Raw genomic sequence first — 21,707 nt, 5'->3', positions numbered from 1 at the left:
TTATATAGGTTTGCGCTTAAAGTTTACTCTGAGCTCGATTTTGACTGCTGCTTTTCATAGGGCTTGAGGCCAGAATGCAGCGCAGCCTTCGCCAGTGCATGGCTAGACGTTGGGCTCGTTAGAAAGATAAATAAGATAATTAACAATAGCTTGACAGCAACGATCCACGCCTCCCCCACTTGAACGAGCAAGCCGATCATAATCAGGCCGCTGCCCAGGGTATCGGTAATACTGGCCGCATGCATGCGGGAGAAAAAGTCGGGAAAACGAAATAAACCGATACCTCCTGTAATACAGAGGAAACCGCCACTGACTAGGCAGACCCAGCTAATAATATCTAATACCATTACGACTTAAGCTCCTTTTTTTCGGCATTTGTATCGGCATCCGACTCGGCATATTCAAAGAATCGCAAAATACCGATAATGCTTATAAAGTTAATAAGTGCATAAACTAATGCGATGTCAAGAAACTCTGGACGCCCCATCATAAAGCCTAGAAGTGAGATCATAATGACGGTCTTAGTGCCAAACATATTGACTGAGAGAATCCGGTCATAAAGTGTCGGCCCCATAAATGCGCGAAACAGGGCGAGAATCATAGAGATCAATATGGCGGCAACGGCGGCGACAAACATCATTTCTCCAGTAGCGATACGCGACGATCCATTTCGCCATTTTGCAAATCGCGCAAGCCTTCGCGCGTCAATGAATGGATAAGCACTTCATCGTCTTTCAGATCTAGGGTCACCGTGCCTGGTGTCAGGGTAATTGAGTTGGCGTAAATGACACGGCCCATGTCAGTGGTTTGAGAGATTTTTAAAGTGGCCACGGCAGGATCAATACTCTCTGGCGCAAGCCAGACACGTTTCACCACATCGATATTTGATAGCACAATTTCCTTTGTCAGCCAAAACCAATAGCCAGGCAATCTTAAGGTGAGATGGATCGGTTGCGCTTCACCATCCACCACATCCATTTTGTGAGCAATCCACACCGTCAAGCCTACGGAAAAACATCCTAGTGCCAATATCAGCGGTGTGTAGTGGCCTGAATTCAATAGCCAAAGAGCAATTAATGTACTTGATAAATATAAGGTATGTCGCATTGTCGCTTCTATTCCATATTATTAAGTGCAAGTAATGCCTTGTTCAGGTATTGCTATTGCAGCAAGTATAGCATTGACACAGAAAATCATTATAAATTTTCCAGTGAAATTAACAACTTAAGCTTAAAACCTAAAATAATTCTCGATCGGAGGATGGCACATAAAAAATCAAACTGGCTTCAACCACAGACAATTCCCCCCAGATGCTTTGTCAATGGCCTCTAATTTTTTATTGTGGCGGGACAATTCACCTTCATCAGCTCTAACAACACTGAGCCTTGGCCGATTAGCATCGACCCTAATAATTTGTTCAACATAGCTCCCATCGCCTTCATCATCTGAACTGGCGCCGTTAAAAAGCAAATTTCGCTGGCCACCGGTCATCACCAAATAGACATCAGCTAAAATTTCGGCATCGAGAAGAGCGCCATGGAGGTCTCGCTGGGAGTTGTCGACTTCGTAACGCTTACATAAGGCATCGAGATTATTTTTTTGCCCAGGGTGCTTCTGTCTCGCCATGGTGAGCGTATCGAGCACCTTACAGCGCTGCTCAATAAGGGGCAAAGTGGAATCGAAACGGGCTATTTCACTATCAAGAAAGCCAACGTCAAAGGGAGCATTATGGATAACCAGCTGGGAATCACCGATGAATGTTAGAAAGTCATTGATGATGTCGGCAAAGACAGGTTTGTCCAATAAGAACTCATTGGTGATACCATGGACAGCCATGGCACCTTCATCTACTTCTCGATTAGGCTGAATATATTGGTGATAGTGATTGCCGGTAAGCCTACGATTGACCAATTCAACACAGCCAATCTCAATGATTCTATGGCCTTGGGCGTGCTCAAGACCTGTGGTTTCAGTATCCAGAACTATCTGTCTCACATACCTTCCTAAAGCTTAATTTCTATTATTAATATTATTAATCACACCTGTAAGGCGTACTTTATAACTTTTTTAAGCGAATTTCTATATATCGAGAGCTTATAAATATATCATGTAAGTATAATGGAATTGAAGCTGGCGCCCTATACTTTGTCTAAGAGTCTGCCTACAAGTCAAAATATTTTCAATAGAAAATGATGAAACTTACTACAAATAGTTATAAGCCCTTACAGCATTCTCCAGCAATTCGTTGACAATTGTGTTGCAATATATTTATTGCGATGAAAGCCTCTAAAACTCTCTTTTGATTTTTGTTCTAAATGGTAATACCAAACCTTCTTTAGCCGCATTGGCGCGAATGGCTTGCTTAGCAATTGGCATAGCACCGAGTAAATTGCCCTTCTCCCACTTGGGTTTTATTGGGGTTAGCCCCGCTTTATCCTTACGGGCCACCATCACAAATGACATTCCCATCGGCATTTTATTTTTGTACTTGAATCTTTCTAACACTCGTGTAGAGGCTAAAAAGCGAGCATTGTTAATGGGTAGATTATGGAAAACTTGTTTGGTACTTAAGCAGGTAAAGTCGAGAAACTCTAACCAATCCTTCATTCTGCCAGCGCGTAAAAGTCGACGGCGGGAAATGCTACTGAAATTAAGAAGTGCACCCAGCGGCTGAAATAGCCCAGATAAACTTATAGGGTTGAAAGCGACAATAATGATATATCCTCTTGGAATCGTGACCCTAGCTGCTTCTTTTAGCACTTGATGTGGATTTTCAGAGAACTCCAATACATGGTGCAACACAGTCACATCAATGACATCATCATCAAAAGGTAAATCGCAAAAATCACTGACGCCATCGATACTGGAATTTTTATCATCTAAGCCGCTTACAGCCGGTGACATAGAGATACAGTGATTAATTCGACTGGCACTGCCAAAGTTGACATTGGCGACAGGGCTTAGCTGCATAAAATGGTAACCAAATAAATAACGCAGCTCCTCAGATAAAGTTTTACGCTCATGAAAGAGCATACGCCGACCCAAGGGCGTGGAGAACCACTGGGCAATGCGTGCCTGTGACTGTGCGAGCGGATCAATATTGAATCGAGATCTCAATGACTTCATCATGACTCCAAAACAAATATACACGAACAAAATAAATGCACTCTTACCTTTATTTTATGTCAATACGACAAAATACGCACCTTATTAACATTGCCACCACGCACAAAGTCGCTTATAAAGTGCCTGGGTTCAAAGGTATAGACTAAAAGGTACTGGTTGCAAGATCGAATTAAGAAGATCACATACAAGAGGTCATAATATGTTCAAAGTTTCTCCTATCCCAACATTTCAAGACAACTACGTCTGGCTTATTCAGCAAACAGATGGTAACGAAGTCTGGGTAGTAGATCCTGGTGATGCCACAGCCGTGATTGAATATTTGGAGAAGCACAAGCTCGAACTAGTGGGTGTCTTGATTACTCACTCGCACTATGACCATATCGGCGGCCTTGATGACATTTTGCGATACAAAAACGTGGCTATACTCGGGCCGGACTCGCAACACATTCCTCAAATTACACACCCTCTTTATGACGATGATAAGTTTTCACTCTGGGGTACAAACTGCACAGCCTACGCAGCACCAGGGCACATGCCAGAGCATCTATGTTACGTGGTTGAGAGCAATGATAACTATCAGCTTTTCAGTGGCGACGTATTATTTTCCTCTGGCTGCGGCCGGATTTTTTCGGGCACTCATTTAGAGTTAAAATCCTCATTAGACAGATTAAAACAACTACCAGAAAACACGCTGGTATATAGTGCCCATGAATACACCCAAGCAAACATCGCCTTTGCCAAAGCGGTTGAGCCAAATAACCCAGCCCTCTTAGAACGAGAACAAAGTGTGATACAGATGCGAGCACAAGGCCAACCCTCACTACCCACGACTATTGCACTGGAAACTCAAGTCAACCCTTTTTTGCGCTGCAATAATAGCGCCGTCGTTGATATGGCCAAACAACATATCGGTCACTCCCTTGCTGATGAGTTGGAAGTATTCACAGCACTCAGGCAGTGGAAAGATAATTTTTAACACTTTTATACAACATTTCTTTTTATAGACATGATGTAAGTAAAATCGCATTTTTATCGTGAGTTTTTACTGTGACCCGTGAGGCAAATAGGAATCCTTTCTCCTCAAACAAGCCAAGTTTAACAACAAGCCATTGATTTTATCGAACTTGTCGTTAGACTAGCGCGTACTATAAGCACCAGGGCGTTATAATGCTGTTTAACAAAATTAAATTATTTTTTTTCGTTAGTTTCTTTTTTATCTCCGCATGTAGCAATCTTAAACAACACTTTGTTGATCAGCCAAACGCGTTTGCCAGCGCTAATTCCGAAATGGGACCTGCCTATCCAATTAGTGAAGATTTTGATCTCGACCCTGAATGTTTTATCTCTGCCGATGAGCTTTTCACCAGTGATAATGTGCCCCATAAAGATGTATGGGATCGAGTCCGTGAAGGTTATAAATTACCCGAATACGATAATAAACGTGTACAAACACAGCTTAAATGGTATGTGCGCCACCCCAAATATATGATGCGAGTAACAAAGCGCTCCCAGCCTTATATGTTTCATATTGTTGAGCAACTCGAAAAACGAAATATGCCATTAGAGATTGCGTTGCTACCTATTGTTGAAAGCGCCTTTGACCCCTTTGCCTATTCTCATGGACGCGCTTCGGGTATGTGGCAAATTGTACCAGGCACTGGCCGTATGCTCGGGCTCAAGCAAAATTGGTGGTACGACGGACGCCGTGATGTTGTCGCCTCGACAGAGGCTGCACTAAAGTATTTACAAAAACAACACAAGCGCTTCGATGGCGATTGGCTATTGGCATTAGCTTCCTATAACAGCGGTGCTGGAAATGTATCTCGAGCTATAAAAAAGAATAAAAAACGCGGTAAACCTACTGACTTTTGGAACCTGGACTTACCTAAAGAAACCAAAGACTACGTCCCTCGCCTACTGGCCTTAGCAAAAATATTTGCCGACCCACACGCCCACAATGTAACCCTTCATAGCGTACCTAATGAACAATATTTTACCGCCGTCAAAATCGGCTCACAAATCGACTTAGCGCAGGCGGCAAACTTGGCAGAGATTGACATGAATGTGCTCTACCACCTAAACCCAGGCTTTAACCGCTGGGCGACAGATCCTACTGGCCCCCATGAGTTACTGATGCCAGCTGAACGTGCAATTAGCTTCAGTGAAAAATTAGCCAAGATTCCAGATGAAGATCGTGTTACCTGGGAACGTTACAAAATTCGTTCAGGGGATAGTTTATCTACCATCGCCAGACGCTACAAAATTAGCGTTGCCTCATTGAAAACCATCAATAAGCTACCCAACAACAATATTCGTGCAGGGCGTACATTGATGGTGCCTGTCGCAGCAAAACCAGGGAAACACTATAGTTATAGCTTCGACGAGCGCATTGCCAAACGCTACGCTGCGGTTGCCAAAAAACAGGGCGGACAAAAAATAGATTACACCGTAAAAAGCGGTGATAGTTTATGGTCTATCAGCCGGCGCTACAAAGTCAGTACCGCCAAATTGGCCCGCTGGAATAGTATGGCGCAACGAGATCCAATTAAGCCTGGGCAGGTATTAAAGATATGGACGAAACTACCTGCTGTTGCTGGCGGCTCAGGTGTGGTGCGCAGATTAAATTATAGAGTGCGCTCCGGCGATTCATTGGCTCGTATCGCCAAAAAGTTCGATTTAAAAATTGACGATATTTTGCAGTGGAACAATATCCAGCGCTCCAAATATTTACAGCCAGGACAGTCACTTAAATTGTTTGTCGACGTAAAAAGAATCCAAGAGAGCTAGCAGCTATTTAATTCAGTAAAGTTAATTCAGAAACAACTTTTTGGGTGTTTATCTAGCGGCCCTGAGATTTATTTTTTGAGAGTAAATTTAAGCTTATTTGTGCTTGCGAGCAAAAATGTTTAAAGCTTTCAAATTGCTCATGAGAAAGCTTGCCGCCAAAGTCTGATCGATCGGCATAAAACACGGCAACTTTGCGATTGTCCACTTCAATCACATGAATAAAACATGGGAAATGATGAAGTACTTTTACCACATCATTAGAGTAGAGGTCGTTGTCTTTGCTAGAAGAATCTGGCTTAAACCAACAGCTACCCCCTAATTCGATACAGCGGGTAAAAATATTTTCAGAAAAAGGGCTGATATCCATAACAAAATTACTGTGCCAGCTCTCCACACCTTCACCTAGCATATGCTTGCCTTCAAGTTTTCTGCCTTTAATAAAAGCTAAACACACACGCTCAAGACCAATGCCGCGATGCATACCCTCCAGTACCATTTGAAAAATGGTATTAACACTGACATTTTCCTGTGTGGCAATAGATAAATCTCGTAAAATACTAAGTTGTAAGTGAGAATCACTTTTTAAAATTTTATTGGCAGAGCTTGGTTTTTCCAAAACAAAGTCTTCCAAGCTCGAAGGTATCAGCGGGCAAGCTTCGGCAACACCATAGCTCAGAGCAACTTCGGCAGCCTCATCTCCTCCTTCTTTAATTTTTTTTAACGCCGCCGACATTGACATACCGGTGTAGTCCGCCACTTCTTTCAATACTTTTTTTAATTGTGGACTTTGCCAACCATAACAAGCCGCCCGACTAAGACGTTCGCCAGTCACCACAGCTTTAACTTTAAGTGAAGCATTATCACGAGGATATAAAGCCTGTTCCAAAACCTCCCCCAGATGCCACTGTCTAGCAAGCTCTAAGGTAATGGCTTTAAAACTGGTACCTAAAATTTTGGCCATCGCTTCACGTCGGATTTCGGGAGAATCATTAAGTAAATCTTGGTGTTTTTCGGGATTGTCATCCGATGCCCAAAAGCCCATCTCTCCCAAATTAAATAGCAACGCAGCAATAAAAACTTCTTCACCGCCATCCTCTTCTCCCATTGCCTGAAAGAGGTTTCTCGCTTGAGTCGCCGCATGAATACCCTGAGCTACTAGCTTTAATACACGATCTTTAGGTTTGCCATGTACCAAAGTATCTAGTACTAATGAAGAAATGCAGATTGCCCTAACACCTTTTAAGCCGATATGCACAATAGCCCGGCTGACGGTATTAATATGAGAATGACTTAAATTATATTGAACACTATTGGCAACTTTTAACACCAGAGAAGTCAGGTTCGGATCTTTTAGTATAACTTCAGAAAGTTGGTTGATCTCTGCGTCTTCGTTGCCTGTAATAAGATTGAGCTCACCCATAACATTTCCCAAAATAGGAAAGTTTTGGTGAGTCATTTTATCTGTCCAATACTTCAGCTGCTTTGCCGACATCGCCTCAATAACGCCTAGCTCTAGAGTGCCCCAGGCACTTCATTCAATAGTGGTACCTATAGTCTAGAGCTAGTATGCGGCCTTTGCATTATTTCAGCTGATGGCCGCTACATCCATGTCTCTTAAGCAGCAGGCAATTGGATCTTGATGCTATAACGTTCACCGACTTTAATGTCTCGCACTATAGCTTCATCCAAGACCTTATCATTAATACGTATGGACATTTTATGTAACGATGCTTTTCGCTCATAAGACACATCAAAAGTAGCGCCTCGGAAGACTCGACTCACACTGGCGTGCTGCCAATGTGCCGGCAATTGCGGTTGTATACAAAGACCTTCACGGCAACCTCTAAGGCCAAACAAACCATCGATTAAACTGCGATATACCCAGCTGACGGTACCGGTATTGAATAGCTGACTGGATTTACCTGCCGTTTTAGGGATTTGGTAATAGGCACCACGGTAGTAATTGGGTATATAGGCGGGTAACTGCCCTCGCTGCAAGTAATCTTGCGCATCTGAGCCAGGAATCATCTGACGCAATAACTTAAATGCACGTTCGGACTCGCCAATGGTATAAAGAGCGTAAATATAGAAGATAGCAGCGTGATTATACACCGAACCATTTTCTGCAACGCCGGGGTATTTTTGGGTAACTCGGCCGACGTCCTCTCGCATCGAGGTATAGGCAGGAGCCAACATCATAACGCCGTAAGGCGTCTCTAATTGCTGCTCGATCGCTGCAATCATTTTTTGTTGCTGCTCAGCATTGACGCAGTCCGCCAACATCGACCAGCTTTGCGGATTAAGAAAGATGCGACCCTCAGGATCATCACTAATTCCAAAAACGACATTATCGTCTGTGATGCCTCGAGCAAGCCAATCACCATCCCATAAATGCTCGTTAATCGCTTCTGACATTTGTCCAGCAGAAGCCAATAATTTCTCAGCTTGCCCTTGTTGCCGAAACTGCTGGCAGATATCGGCCCATAATTTAAGAGCGTAAACAGTGGCTACCGACAACCAGCCGGATACGCCTCGCCCCTTTGGCCCTACCATATTCATAGGGTCGCACCAATCTCCTTGGGCAATATAGCTAAGGTTGCGCGCATCTCGGCTTTCAAGTAACCAATGCATGGCATTAGTCACACGCTCAAACACCGTCAGAGTTTTACCATCACTAAGGCCGCTTACCTGTTCGTCCAACAAACCGTAGTCACCGGTCTCGTCAAAATAGGCCTGTAAGCATATAGGCAACCAGACACAATGATCTGTATGAGGGATTTGATTAATATACTGCAGCTGCGCCTCTTCATGCAGCAGGATACCATCTGGCATAGCACCGCTTTGTTCCTGTTGGCTAAGTGCATGTAAGAACGCATGGCGAGATACTTGGGGCTTGATATAGCACATTCCCATATTATCTTGCAGATAATTACGCGTTTGTGGATCGTTAGTGAGACGATTGACATCCCCATGATAGAAGATTTGTCGCCCCAGCCAATGATTAACAAAATTATCAAAGCCGGCATCGGGGGTATTAATCGTAAGACAACCCTCCCCTTCTTTTATATAAGCACGATAATCTTGTAGGCTTGCTTCAAATGCTCCAGGAGCGAAGTATTTTTCTCGCAGCTGAGCAATTTCACTGTCATCTTTAGCTGGCCCAAAAAGGAAGCGATATTCTTGACTATGATCCACATCAAAACTGTGGCGAAATTGAAATACGCCCACAGGTGTTTGGTAAAAGGCTTCACCATCTTCTAACTGCTCTTGATCTACAGCACTTGGCTGGTGTAAGCCACCTTCTCCCTCGAACGCTTCGCGGTTTGTTTCCCATGCCGTAGGTTTGATATTGTGTAAAAAGAAAGTTTTATCTTTTAACGTTTTAATACGGGGATAATCTTCAAGCTTTTGATAGGGAGAAACACTGCTGGCAACAATGCCACCTAAGTCTTGTCGATAACAAGCAGATTGATTCATCCAACTCATATAACCAATGGTGAATGAAGGATAAATGCTAAGTTTACGAGGGCGACCGCTTTTATTACGCACCTGTAAACGCCACAGCTCCACAACATCGTCACGAGGAATGCTCAAAGTTAGCTGAACCTCGATTCCTTGAAATTCTATTCGCCATTGAATTTCATCTTGTGCTGCCGAAAACACAAAAGTATCGCCAGTTTTACGCACAGGTTCATAGGGTACAGAAAAGAGTTCCCCACTTTGCTCGTCTTTAATATAAACAAAACGGCCTGGATGATGCGCGTAGAAAGGCTGTTCGGGTTGGATAAAGGTTTTCGCTTCAATATTAGGGGAATGGGAATATTTTGAAGCATCTGGCTGCATGTGCTGAGCGACTACAAAGCCTCGACAGTTCACTTGCATCACCATTTTTTTATTCCATAAAAATGCGGCAGCGTTAGGCATGGCTGTGGGTGTTTTAAGCTCTATACACTCATCATTAATATCTAGCATCTAAAAGTTTATCCCAAGCAAAAAAGCAATATCGTATTGCTTATCAATTTTTAATATTGTACGCATATATCTGTGATCATAGCGTCAATCCATAATGGAGAATGGAAAATGCAATATACAAAAAGTACAAAGTGCAAAATCCAGATTTTACAGCTCTAATATCAATCCATTAACTCTCTTGCTCTCTTTCTTTTAGTTCTTGTTGAATGTTTTCTAATTGCTTACCGCTTAATGAATAGAAACTGACAACCACCATCGCGATAATCGCAAAAACTCCAGGTATTGCTGTTTGCAATAGTGCGATTCCCACCTGAGAAGCTCCACTTTGCGCCTGATTCGCCGCATAACCAATCGCCGCTAACACCCACAACATACCGGCCGAACCAAGGGCACCACCCAGTTTTTGCGAAAAAGTTGCCGCAGAAAAGGTCATTGCTGTTGCTCGCTTACCCGTTTTCCACTCATTATAGTCTGCGGTATCAGCATACATAGACCACGTCAGAGGTGACTTTGGCCCAAGTGCCAAGCTAATAAGAATATTCAGGGTAAACATAGCCCAGATCATATCCTTGGGCACAAAATAAAATAGGATAGATAAAACACCCACACTTCCCATCAAAATCATCAGCAATTTTGTTTTATCGATAAAACGTGTAAGTAAAGGTGCACAGATTGCGCCGAGCGCATAAGCAACTTGTTGTGCAAATAAATAGTTTGGAAGCAAATCAGGTCGCTCCACATAATAGGTAAAGTAATAATATGCCGAACCACCACGCATGGTAATCGTCAACATGATGACCATTGCCAGAATAAATAAGATAAGCCAAGGCTTATTTTGTAGAAGGTCTTTAATATCCTCAAGCGGATGAGTTTTTTGCGCAGGTGGAGGAGAAATTCGCTCTCGCGTCGACAGAAAAGTGATAGAAAAAATCGCCGCCGCAAGTATGCCATATAACCCCATGGTAAGTTGCCAGCCAAGCTTATCATTCCCGCCACCGAATATCTCAACCAATGGCAAGGTATATTTATTGACTAAGGCTCCACAGCTAAAAGCAAAAAGAAAACGAACGCTAATTAAGGATGTTCGCTCTTGACTGACGGCCGTCATCACACCAGACAAGGCAGAATACGGTGTACTCAATACCGTATATAGCAACATCATCATGGTATAGGTGGCGTAGGCCCACAAAAGTTTGCCCCAATCATTGAGATCAGGCGTGGTAAAGGTAAGCACAGCCGCTGCCGCCATTGGCACTCCGGCCCACAGTAAATAGGGTCTAAACTTACCAAACCGTGTGTTGGTTCTATCGGCAATAGCACCCATCGCAGGATCGGTAAAAGCATCCACAATCTTGGTGACAAGCAACATCGTACCCGCCGCTGCCGCAGAAATACCGAATACATCGGTATAAAAAGCCGCTAAAAAAGAGGCAATTGTTGTCCAATATAAATTAAATCCGAAATCACCCAGGCCATAACCGAGCTTTTCTCTGATACTTAGCTTTGTCATGCGGCCATTATTATTGGATTCCTGCATGCACTCTCCTCAAGTTAATAGTGTCTCATCACATCATTCAAAGGCTTTAAAAGCGAGCTGTAAGCAAGCCTTTAGCGAAGATACTTGTGCCATCCAAGACAACATCCAGCCTGATAAAACAGAAGCACCAAAAAATAATCAAGAGGTACTATGATGTAGTTTAGCGAATAACTGAGCGGGATATTTATTGTTTTCAACTATTTTAAATCCATAGGTATAGATTTGAATCACCGCAGCATTGCTCTTTTCTTATACACAAAAGTCTTATAAACAAAGGCCTTATACATAAAAGGCACAAGCAAATTCCAGCTTAAGCTATCATGTGCACTGCGCGACAATCAACCTCCAGAATCGTGTCTGGTGGACAACAAAAATGTCGCCTTTTGTCTAAGCTTTATTTGATACTTGAAATATAACAATCGTCAGCGCTGTAGTTCTGCAAAAACTCCGTGAAATAGCTACCTGCATTTATAAAAGCTAGTAAATAAATGCGAGCGCGTATGTACAAAATGATGAGCACTTAATAATAGAATTATTTTTATTTAATCGGAAAAGAGCTATGTATGAGAAATTACTTGCAGTAAATATTAGTTTGGGAAAAGGCAGGAGAAAAATCAGAATGATATATAAAGAAATGGGCGCCTGTCGGCGCCCATAAGGTCAGGTGTTTTATTCAGCTATTAGAAAAATATGTGATATTCAGTAAAGGCCTGAGTTTGATTTTGCAGAGTATTTTGAGGAATACCATCGGCTCGTCTTATACCGTATCTCAGTTGTGAGAACTGATTTAAGAAAGTTTCGCCGAGTAAACTAAAACGTGTCCGCTCATCCTCATCCAGATCATCATTGGGATCATGAAAATCGTAGCTAAGCTTAATATTTGTCGATGGTGTCACTAAATAGTTTGCTTCTAAAAATCCAGCTAAACTAGTATTTTTTGCAGTACCAACTTCATCCTCGATAAGATCCACTTCTGCCAGAAATACCCACTTCCCTAAAGTTAAACCACCAAATAAAGCATAAGCGTTGCGCGATGTTTGGTTAAGACCGTTATTAACAGAGGCAGATACACCGACACGATATTTAGTGTCGACCCACTCAAGTAATGTGGATGCTTGTTTATCTTTATTGGTTTCTCCCGCGCCTTGGGTACCATTACTCACAGCAAGCCTGAACGATAACTTATCTTTATCAATACCGTATTCAACACCAGTATCACTATTATCAAAGTTAAAGCCCGTAACCTCACGTATAAACGCTGCATCATCTTGTAGACGATGACCAAAAGGCAAATAGAAACGACCAGCTTTAATATAGTCGTTATCACCTAACACACCTCTTTTAATGGCAATCGCTTCTCGCGTCCGCCCACCTTCTGGGGCCACTTCTTGATCGAGATAAAAAGTGATGTCTTCACTTAAACCAAACTCTAAATAAAGATTACCAGCATTAACATTGAAGCTGCTTGTGTCTTCAATCTCGTTACCTGTAACCCCTTGAGCATTGGAGTCAGGACTATCAAAGCCAGTATAGGTATAGTCCGCGCGAAAATTGCCCCCCACCGATATTTGTTCGGATAACACAGGGTTAAATTTAGTGGTAAGCGGCGAGTCGGTCAACGCCAAAGCGTAGCCATTACCTGCTGCCGTTCGCTTGCCACCACCTGTGATATTGGTGTGGCAAGCCATACATTTCTGGCCGTAGCGTTGTGCCAGATAAGGTTCTGCGAGCACACTATTAAGCGAGAACGCAGACACCATAAACAGCACAATAGTTGGTAAAAACTTCTTTGTGAGAACGTGTTTTAACATTATCTTCCTACCCCCTTAATTATTGTTAGAGTTAACAAATGGATCATTCGGGTGGTCAAAGATAAAATCTTTACTCCCTTCCCCAGTGGTATTAGCTGCGGTATGACATCCGACACAGCCATTCGTCATACTGCCGTCACCGGTTAAACTCATGCCTCTTCGCTCGCTGCCGTCATCATTAATTAAAATATCGCCGGTAGCAGGATCAAGCACAAAGAATTCCCATCCACTTTCTATTGCGCCAGTGTCGGACTCTCCGGTCTCCGTTATTTTTACCATGGCGACAATGCCATTTAATGTTGTACCATCAGCTTCGAAAATCTCCTTCACATAAGTCGTGCCAACAGGATAACCAGGAGAATTATCTAATGGGAACGCAAACTCCTGCTTTTTATACACTCTGCGAATAGAACCGTCAGTTGCCGCATTATGGGCGTTAGGACCAAGTTGAGGATTGCGATCACTTCGCTCATCGACTAAAGCCCATGAGGTATAGTTTTCAAAATCGTCACTGGTAGGTGTATAAACCGTTGGCGTTGGGAAAATATAATCTACGCCAGATGTAGGTGTTGAACCGTTGGCCGCCAAGTGACAAGAATTACATCCACCGTTGTTAACGTTAGCTCCTCGCTTAAGAATGCCACTTAAATCAGTCTCTAAACTAAAGTATTCCCAGCCGGCATTTTCTTGATTGAATGTCCCACCACGCTTAACCATGGCAATTAAGCCATCTTCCGCCGGAAACACTTCAGTACCAGTTTCACGAGAAGTGATTGCTTTTACAAAAATACTGCCTCTTGGGTAAGTAGTGCCGTCAAAATTCATTGCCGTCGGGTTGGCATAAACTCTTCGAGCAAAAAGATCAGCAGCTCCCTGGTGAGCACCACCAGAAATAGTTGGATTAACAGCGCCTATGGTATAGTCAACAAGATCCCAACTTTCGAAGCCAGCAAAGTCACTTACCTCAGCTGCAAATTCTTCGTTGTTATTAAAGGGGTCGCCATCATGCCTAAATACAAAGTCGATACCCGTATTTTGCTCTGGCGTTGCCCCAGTATGACAACCAACACAACCTCCGTTATTTAAAAAGGCGCCGCGTCGTTCTTCACCGTTATCACCACGTAAAATAGTGCCGGTTTGTGCTTCTAATAAAAACCATTCCCAGTCACCAAACATAGGACTAAAGCCACCGCCACGTTTGAGCATCGCAGTTACTTCAATAATATTGCCATCAGCATCGCGTGCTTCTTTTACAAGAGCAGTGCCAATTGGGTAACCTTGGTCGCTGGTATCAGGGTTCGCATAAAGTTGCTTTTTATAAACCACTCGTGTGCTTTCTTGCACCGCACCTCCGTGAGCACGATCACCAAGTAAATCTGGGCGAGTAGTTAACGTATCAATTAAATTCCAGCTACGATAATTCGCGAAAGTTGTATCGTCAGCAGCAACTTCTGATGGGTGCTCAAAGACAAAGTCTTTGCCACCAATAATATCGCCTTCGGAATCTAACACACCACTTGCGTGACAGGACAGACAAGTCCCCATGCGCACATCAACGCCCCTGGCATTAAAGTCAGAAAGGTCGGGCCGGATGTTAAACCATTCCCAGCCACCACCATTAGGAGAAAAATTACCACCACGCTTAACCATGGCAAGTAAGCCACCGCCTTCAGCAAATTCAAATTGCAGCCCATCATTAGCATAGGTGAAGACTTCTTTTACCAGTATTGAACCGTTGTCGAAATCATTCCCCGTTGAATTTAAAGCAATATCGTTGGCATAAACACGTCGCGCAAAAGTTTCATTATCGCTACTGTGTATGCCATCTGTAAGGAAACGGTTTGTTAAGCCAATAGTATAATCGACCGATTCCCAATTACGATAATTTGTAAAGTCAGTAATTTCGGCAATTACTTCGTCATCTGGAGACGTTGGAGAAGACGCAGCTGCCGGTGGTGCACCTGCTGCGATCCAATCAGTAATCGTTTGAATATCGTCAGCATTTAAAAAAGGCCCGCCTAAAGGCATTTGTGATCCCGTAATCCCAGGCGTTCCTAGTACCTTACGCAACAAATAACTATCATCGGGATTACCAGGGTCGATACGTAACAAATCTGGCTGCTGGTTACTTGCCACACCCACTATTTGATCAAAAGAAACGCCGGCAGCAAGGCTTAGTCCTTGTGGTGCAGAAGCACCCGCATGACAGCGAATACAATTAGTTGTAAAAATACTTTGCACATTTGTGAAAAGGTCATTGTTATCAACTGGGCCACCTTCACCAATCGGTTGTCCTGCCTGATCCAAGTTGTCACCACTACCTGCACCGCAAGCGCTCAGCCCCAAAGTAATTAGGACTGCAGACACTGAACGGATAGGAATTTTTGGAAACAGCTCGGCAATAAATAATTTAGGTATCATCGATGCCTCCTGAGAGCAAATTGATGTGCCGAAAGTTATAATGAGGGAGCAGGAAGTGTACGAGGCATGAGAATTTGTTTTATAACGAAACTATAAACTTTTTATAATATCTTTTGTCATGCATTTAAAAAGTTACTTGCCTTATTTTTAAATACATTTTTTGTGGCGCGAATATTTTCTTTTTATAACAACTTATCTGACATACTCTTTTGAAATTAATTCATTTTAAGCCGTCACAAATTGAGGTTTTAACTACTCTTTAAGTATTTAGAAATACCCAATCTCTAATATTTCCTCTATTTTAACCTACAAAACAAGGCGCCTTGCTCAAAAAATTTACAATCTTTGCTTTATTTATACAGAAGCTAGATACTGTAGCCACAGTAAAAATTCACAAATAAATAGCCATTTAAGGGAGAGAATAGCACACATCATTTATCTTGTTATCCAAATACGTACCCCTATAAAGCGAGTAATTAAGAAATATCACACAATTTACTCAACACAGCGAATTTATCGAAGCGAAATGTGTAGCGCTCACAATTGGTGCGGACTATAAAAAGATAGGCTAGAACAAAAAGGCAGTTTGATGCGCTATTCGTATATTAATGTAAAAAGTATTACTTACCAATGACAGAACCAAATCTTATCAAGATGAATTGCATCAAACAACAACCCAATTAAAGATACTTACACATTAATGACTTAGACATCGGCCTCAAGAAAAAATATTACTTGATATAAAAAGTCTGCCAACAAAAAAGTTATTGCATTAACTTATCATTCAAAGGCTCTAAAAAATAAAACATTATTAAAAGCGGGGCCAAAATATTATCCTGTCACCCAATATTGCTTTCATGCGATTATGGAATCATATTTAATCTCTAAAATAATTTTAAAGAGTGTGTTTTATAAAAAAATAGAAGTTATATTTTTTTGTGTTTTTTTCAAGCAGTTGGAATTTAATTAAAAAAATAAAGCTTAATTTCAAAGCAATCAACAAAAATTTTCATAACTTAACAAAACGTAACTCTACTATTTGTATTCGTCGCCATTTTCAATAGACGCAACTTAAAACAATTATTAATACTTTAAATCGGTTAATAAAATTTAACTTACTTTAAATAAGTTAAACCTTATTTAACCAAAATTAACAATTAATAATATAAATAGGTTGTACCAAAATGAGAAAAAAACATACAAGCAGGCCTGACACAAGACTAATTTTATTTTTGTTTACATTAATATATTCATGCACCGCCACATCACAAAATACAGCACCAGTAGATAAAAGGTTATATGATTCCTACATCGGCAATTTTAATCCCGCAAACGCGCCGAAAAGTTTATTTGATCGTTACATCGACATGACAAATAATGTATCGACCTCGAATACTAACTTCAGTGTTTTTGCTGCAACAGCTGAAGAGACAAAAGAAACTATTCTTATTTGGCATGAAATAGCGTTGGAATTAGTGGCTGATGATCATACCCCTGTAGGAAATAATGAGGCGCCTTTATCTCAAGCAGGCCCAACACGAGCGAGCCGTGCACTTGCTATGGGACAAATTGCAGTTTTCGAAGCTATTAATGCTATTGAGAATCGCTTTAGAAACTTCACTAATAATTCAGGTTCTAGGAATAGAGATGCTTCACCCGACGCCGCTGTAGTAGAAGCAGCTTTCGAAACTTATTCGCGATTATATCCAGAAAGTGAACGAGACCTGCAACGAATTAGAAGTCGTGAACTCAACCGTATTCGGCGTTTTGAAACAGATGAGTCACGTATTCAAGCAGGTTTAAGACTGGGGAGAGATGCATCTTCGGATATTATCGCCAATAGAAGAAACGATCGCTCCAATGTTAGTGATGTTAGATTCGGCCGCGGTGGACGTGTTGCCAATAACGGGAGAAGAACATTTGCCGGACGCGATATTAATGGTGGTAGTAGAAGAATTGGCGATTGGCAACCCGACCCTAACGCCCTACCTAGCTCGGGTGAATTTAATCTTGCTTTAGGTGCTTCGTGGGGGAATGTTGAGCCTTTCTTTTTAAGACGTGGCGATCAATTCCGCAGCCGTCCGCACCCAAGAATTACCTCTGCTGCTTATGAGAGTTCACACCGACAAGTTTCTAGAATTGGTGGCGCGCCTAGTAATAGTGTTATTCGAAGCACAAGCACAGCAAATACCCGCTTTATCGGAAACTTCTGGGGATACGACGGCGTACCTATGCTAGGTGTTCCACCGGTAATCTATAACCAAATAGCAGTGCAAGTTGCAGATGACGAAATAGATAATCCGGCACAATTGGCCCGCTTTTTAGCAATGGTTAATGTCGCCATGGCTGATGCAGCTATTGCCGCATGGGATAGCAAATATTTCTATAACTTTTGGCGTCCGGTCACAGCAATCCGAACTAATGATAATAATCCTGATACCACGTTTGACCCAAGCTGGAACCCTGTAGGTATTTCTGTTATCAATACTGACGATGCGGTTCGCGTAACCCCTCCCTTCCCTGCCTATCCTTCGGGCCATGCAACCTTTGGCGGTGTCGTATTTGCATTAATGCGTAGTTTTTTTGGTAACAACACACGATTCACTTTTGTTTCTCAAGAATTCGATGGCGAAGGCAGAGACCCATTTACTAATAGAAGACGTCCTCTTATGCCAGTGCGCTTTGCAAATTTTAGAGAAGCCCAGAGGGAAAATGGTATAAGTCGTGTTTACAATGGTAGTCATTGGTCATTCGATGACACGGCTGGCAATGAAATGGGGGAAGATATTGCCGATTTTTTACTTAATAATGTCAATGCATTTAGCAGAAGATAAATTAAATTAACCAATAAATGCGGTCATTTTTTGGTGCCTATTACTAAAAGATGATCGCTTTTCTAAAGAAATTTACGTTATGAAAAAGCTAAGCATTATTGCACTATTAATATCTTCCATCGTAGCGCATTCCGCTTTAGCTAGCGATACCACTAGCAAGGCTCAACATGCGTCAGAAACCAAACCTATAAAATTTACTAAAGGAGAATTTACTGATAAGACAATTGTTAAATTAAACGCTATTGTTGCTCGCTCACTCGACAGTATAAATAAATATGATGTGATCATCGTTGAAATACAGGAATTAGTACAACAGGCAAAAGAGCAGGCAAGTAAAAAAACAAAATCCGAGGTACAAGTTAAAGTAAAAGAGATATATGCTTTGGCAGAAGCATCTGCTTTAGCATCAAAGGATATGACAGCTGCTGTTGAAGTATTGAAAAAAAGTGGCGAGGACTATGATCCAAACATTCTAACCGGTATGACACGTTTTGTAGAAAGAGTCAAAAATGAAATATCGTCCCAAAAACAAATTCTAGAAGAATCTGTAAACAGCATTTAACACCGCATCATTCTATATATCGAATGAAAGCCATATAGCGTCTTAAGGAGAGATAAAGCAAACTTTCCCTAAGACGCTAGCAACTATACGTCAAGGCCGTCCCAACCTTGCTAAGCAAAACATTTACAGCCTTTAATATATGCTTGCTCCAACACCTGTTTCACTTTAGATTTGTCTTTATTTTGAGCTTTGATGATTTCCCATTTAGACGGATCGTCAAGTTCAAAAATATCCTTCAACATCAGTCCTTTTCTGCGCGCCCCTTTACCATAGGAAAGTACTTTTTTATGACTCAACGGCATCAAAATCTTTTTTTCGCCTATTAGAATATAAGCGCAATATTAGCACTCCTCAAAACTACGGTACAGTACCTCAATAACACCTCAATACCCCCCCAACATTAACCTTTAGGGTTAAAAGCTAAGTATCAGATTTCAGCCACTTTATCATTCAAATTCCAATCGTAGTGGTACTTAATATAACCAGTATAATTTTTAAGCTCTTTCGCCCGTTGTTCTGGCAGGTATGTACTCAAGGTATGTAAACGTTGTTGTTGTGTTTTGCCAAAGTCGTCACCATACCAATCAAATATCGAGGAGAGCACAAGAGTATTATTTTCAAATACAGCACCTCGTGGATGAGAAAGGTATTCCTTAGCCGCTTTATCCAATAATTGGTCGCTATTTGTTGCAGTAAAAACTTGTGCTTGAAGATTAGGGCAACCAATACTCGCACAATTTACAGCAAAATGAATACGAGGATCTTGCCAGTGCTTACGTAAGATTTTATGCTCGATTGCGTTTAAGGTAAGTTCTACACCTGCAATTTCAGCGACCACATCATCCCATGGGCCTTTGTTATCTTCACCAATACTAAGAATAGAAGTAAGGGGATAGTTATCGAGAATAACCTGCACGGTTAACGCATTATACAAGTTTATCCAGTATGCTTTTTGTTCCTTACGCGAATATTTTCTTGGATCTATCTGTTGCAGATATTCGAGATACGTTTCCAATAGTTCAAGATTATTATCATCCACATCTCCATAGGCAAAGCGATTAATACCACCATTATCTCGTTGAATATATTGGCTTAAAATAGTTTGCCAGGGTGAATGATCTATGGATGTTTTCGCGGTCTCAGTAGACTTACCCCAAAAACCTGTCTCAGCCATAACATTCGCTACCTTACTAAAAAGACCTATTATCATAATGCTTAGGTAAAATATCACTGTTACTAATTTATTTTTCATCATATTCGATTTATATTAGGTGTTTGTTAGCATTCGTCCTAAGGCTCTACTGTTTATACGATTATAGATTAACGATATATATTAATGAAAACACGACTTAGTCAAACGCACTCATATTCTTTAACTGTCTGTGGTATTATGTCTACTTTTCTATATGGGTGTTTGGCGTGGGCCTCACACAACCCTATAGATTTTATCACGTTACTTTCTATACTATTTCCGGCAGCCATTGTCACTTTTAGTTACTGGCTATACTCTTTTCACTCAAATACTCAACCCTTGAAATCTCATATTATTTTTTGGGCTATTATTTTTCGGTTTATTGGCGTTATTGGCGCACCGATTTTAGAGGATGACTACTTTCGTTACCTATGGGATGGTTATATGTTAGTGGAGTATGGTTCCCCCTATGGTATTCCACCCTCAGCTTTCTTTGATGCCGACAATCTCAGTGATGAACTTAGTGATGTATTAGATGGTGTCAATCACCCAGATATCGCAACAATATATGGCCCTGTATGCCAACTTATCTTTGGTTTGGCTTATCTATTATCACCTGCTCAAGTGTGGTTGCTACAAGCCTTCAGTGCTGTATTTGATATTGCTGTTATAATTCTCCTTGCGAAAATAACCAGCCCTCGCAATCTGTTACTGTATGCATGGTGTCCTCTTTTAATAAAAGAATTCGCCTTTACCGCACACACCGATATTTTTGCTATTTTTTTTGTTGTTGCGGCATATTACGCTATGTTACAAGAGCGCTGGCGGTATATGGGAGTACTACTCGCCTTTGCCCTTGCCAGCAAAATTTTTGCCCTATTAGCACTGCCCTTTTTGTTATTGCGCAACAGAAAAAGCTGGTTACCGTTTATCTCTTGCTTGATACTTCTTTATCTTCCCTTTATCAAAGATATAATTAACACTAACCACGGCTTAACGGCGATGGCAAATGGCTGGGTGTTTAATGCCCCACTCTACTACTTAGCGTATGCCATGACCCCCATAAGTGAGTGGTATCTAAAGGGCATACTTGCATCTGTTCTCGCCATATTTACAGCTTATCGCTTGTATTTTTGGCACAGAACAAAACTCTCGACATCAATACATTTACATTGGATTTATGCTGTATTTCTACTAGTGCTGCCTGTAGTAAACCCTTGGTATTTGGTCTGGGTTTTAGCATTTGCTACTATCAAACCCTATGCCTGTCTTTGGGTATCATCGGTTGCTATATTACTCTCTTACGCCATCGGCTTAAATTTGGAGGACAGCAATATAGAAGCTTACCAGCAACCTAACTGGGCACTAATTTTGGAATCGTCACTCATACTTACGGCAGGCATTTTTGATGTGTATTACCGCCGTAAGCAACAAATACCCAATACTGAATAAAGAGGGTAAAATT

Annotated in this window: 18 protein-coding genes; 6 read left to right on the top strand and 12 right to left on the bottom strand. The window is 41.6% G+C overall.

The genetic code is table 11. From position 1 onward, the window contains the following. Positions 1-23: 23 nt before the first annotated feature. The 5 genes from mnhG to BVC89_RS14065 all read right to left on the bottom strand — a co-directional run bounded on the left by mnhG (position 24) and on the right by BVC89_RS14065 (position 3,129). The gene (mnhG, locus tag BVC89_RS14085) at positions 24-347 is read right to left on the bottom strand and encodes a monovalent cation/H(+) antiporter subunit G (protein WP_086931800.1); all 324 of its coding nucleotides are present in this window, start codon (positions 345-347) and stop codon (positions 24-26) included. Continuing rightward, positions 347-640: an MrpF/PhaF family protein gene (locus BVC89_RS14080; RefSeq protein ID WP_245929398.1), complete on the bottom strand. Its 294-nt coding sequence runs from the start codon at positions 638-640 to the stop codon at positions 347-349. Before BVC89_RS14080 ends, mnhG begins: the two co-directional genes overlap by 1 nt. Then, complete coding sequence (locus BVC89_RS14075) at positions 637-1,107, bottom strand: Na+/H+ antiporter subunit E (protein WP_086931798.1); 471 nt, start codon at positions 1,105-1,107, stop codon at positions 637-639. The genes BVC89_RS14080 and BVC89_RS14075 overlap by 4 nt, the downstream gene beginning before the upstream one ends. A 168-nt stretch (positions 1,108-1,275) precedes the next feature. Then, positions 1,276-1,995, bottom strand: a complete 720-nt coding sequence (gene dnaQ / locus BVC89_RS14070; protein ID WP_086931797.1) for a DNA polymerase III subunit epsilon — start codon at positions 1,993-1,995, stop codon at positions 1,276-1,278. Positions 1,996-2,286: 291 nt separating this feature from the next. Then, on the bottom strand, positions 2,287-3,129 hold the full coding sequence (locus tag BVC89_RS14065; protein WP_086931796.1) for a class I SAM-dependent methyltransferase: 843 nt from the start codon (positions 3,127-3,129) through the stop codon (positions 2,287-2,289). Between the two features lie 196 nt (positions 3,130-3,325). Here BVC89_RS14065 and gloB point away from each other — a divergent pair, with 196 nt between their 5' ends. Next, complete coding sequence (gene gloB / locus BVC89_RS14060; protein ID WP_086931795.1) at positions 3,326-4,102, top strand: hydroxyacylglutathione hydrolase; 777 nt, start codon at positions 3,326-3,328, stop codon at positions 4,100-4,102. A gap of 191 nt (positions 4,103-4,293) precedes the next feature. After that, positions 4,294-5,913 carry a lytic transglycosylase gene (locus BVC89_RS14055; protein ID WP_245929397.1) on the top strand — a complete coding sequence of 540 codons (1,620 nt, stop codon included), beginning with the start codon at positions 4,294-4,296 and terminating at the stop codon, positions 5,911-5,913. 52 nt (positions 5,914-5,965) lie between these two features. Here the strand turns inward: BVC89_RS14055 and BVC89_RS14050 are convergent, their stop codons facing one another. The 3 genes from BVC89_RS14050 to BVC89_RS14040 form a co-directional block, all read right to left on the bottom strand. Beyond that, the gene (locus tag BVC89_RS14050; RefSeq protein WP_086931794.1) at positions 5,966-7,405 is read right to left on the bottom strand and encodes an HDOD domain-containing protein; all 1,440 of its coding nucleotides are present in this window, start codon (positions 7,403-7,405) and stop codon (positions 5,966-5,968) included. Positions 7,406-7,527: 122 nt separating this feature from the next. Further along, positions 7,528-9,885, bottom strand: a complete 2,358-nt coding sequence (locus tag BVC89_RS14045; protein WP_086931793.1) for a GH36-type glycosyl hydrolase domain-containing protein — start codon at positions 9,883-9,885, stop codon at positions 7,528-7,530. A 169-nt stretch (positions 9,886-10,054) separates the two neighbouring features. Next, positions 10,055-11,422, bottom strand: coding sequence for an MFS transporter (locus BVC89_RS14040; protein WP_086931792.1), 1,368 nt, complete (start codon positions 11,420-11,422; stop codon positions 10,055-10,057). Between BVC89_RS14040 and BVC89_RS29775 the strand changes: the two genes are divergently transcribed. Next, a complete protein-coding gene (locus BVC89_RS29775) occupies positions 11,421-11,576 on the top strand; it encodes a hypothetical protein (protein WP_158657939.1) in 156 nt (51 codons plus the stop codon). The genes BVC89_RS14040 and BVC89_RS29775 overlap by 2 nt on opposite strands. Positions 11,577-12,102: 526 nt before the next feature. Here BVC89_RS29775 and BVC89_RS14035 read toward each other — a convergent pair. Next, a complete protein-coding gene (locus BVC89_RS14035) occupies positions 12,103-13,233 on the bottom strand; it encodes a hypothetical protein (RefSeq protein ID WP_086931791.1) in 1,131 nt (376 codons plus the stop codon). A gap of 15 nt (positions 13,234-13,248) precedes the next feature. After that, the gene (locus BVC89_RS14030) at positions 13,249-15,654 is read right to left on the bottom strand and encodes a cytochrome P460 family protein (RefSeq protein ID WP_086931790.1); all 2,406 of its coding nucleotides are present in this window, start codon (positions 15,652-15,654) and stop codon (positions 13,249-13,251) included. Positions 15,655-16,838: 1,184 nt separating this feature from the next. On the opposite strand from BVC89_RS14030, the gene BVC89_RS14025 reads away from it, so the two are divergent. Both BVC89_RS14025 and BVC89_RS14020 read left to right on the top strand, forming a co-directional pair. Then, a complete protein-coding gene (locus BVC89_RS14025; protein WP_086931789.1) occupies positions 16,839-18,488 on the top strand; it encodes a vanadium-dependent haloperoxidase in 1,650 nt (549 codons plus the stop codon). A gap of 79 nt (positions 18,489-18,567) precedes the next feature. Next, complete coding sequence (locus tag BVC89_RS14020; protein WP_086931788.1) at positions 18,568-19,050, top strand: hypothetical protein; 483 nt, start codon at positions 18,568-18,570, stop codon at positions 19,048-19,050. Between the two features lie 110 nt (positions 19,051-19,160). Here the strand turns inward: BVC89_RS14020 and BVC89_RS14015 are convergent, their stop codons facing one another. Both BVC89_RS14015 and BVC89_RS14010 read right to left on the bottom strand, forming a co-directional pair. Next, positions 19,161-19,355: a hypothetical protein gene (locus BVC89_RS14015; protein ID WP_158657938.1), complete on the bottom strand. Its 195-nt coding sequence runs from the start codon at positions 19,353-19,355 to the stop codon at positions 19,161-19,163. A gap of 122 nt (positions 19,356-19,477) precedes the next feature. Then, positions 19,478-20,224: a DUF547 domain-containing protein gene (locus BVC89_RS14010; protein ID WP_158657937.1), complete on the bottom strand. Its 747-nt coding sequence runs from the start codon at positions 20,222-20,224 to the stop codon at positions 19,478-19,480. A 216-nt stretch (positions 20,225-20,440) separates the two neighbouring features. On the opposite strand from BVC89_RS14010, the gene BVC89_RS14005 reads away from it, so the two are divergent. Beyond that, positions 20,441-21,694, top strand: coding sequence for an MptA/MptB family glycosyltransferase (locus tag BVC89_RS14005; protein WP_158657936.1), 1,254 nt, complete (start codon positions 20,441-20,443; stop codon positions 21,692-21,694). Positions 21,695-21,707: the final 13 nt, after the last annotated feature.

Source organism: Agarilytica rhodophyticola (assembly GCF_002157225.2).
In the GTDB taxonomy this organism is placed as follows: Bacteria; Pseudomonadota; Gammaproteobacteria; order Pseudomonadales; family Cellvibrionaceae; genus Agarilytica; species Agarilytica rhodophyticola.
The sequence above is the reverse complement of the archived record's forward strand: the minus strand, read 5'-3'. Positions and strand labels throughout refer to the sequence as shown.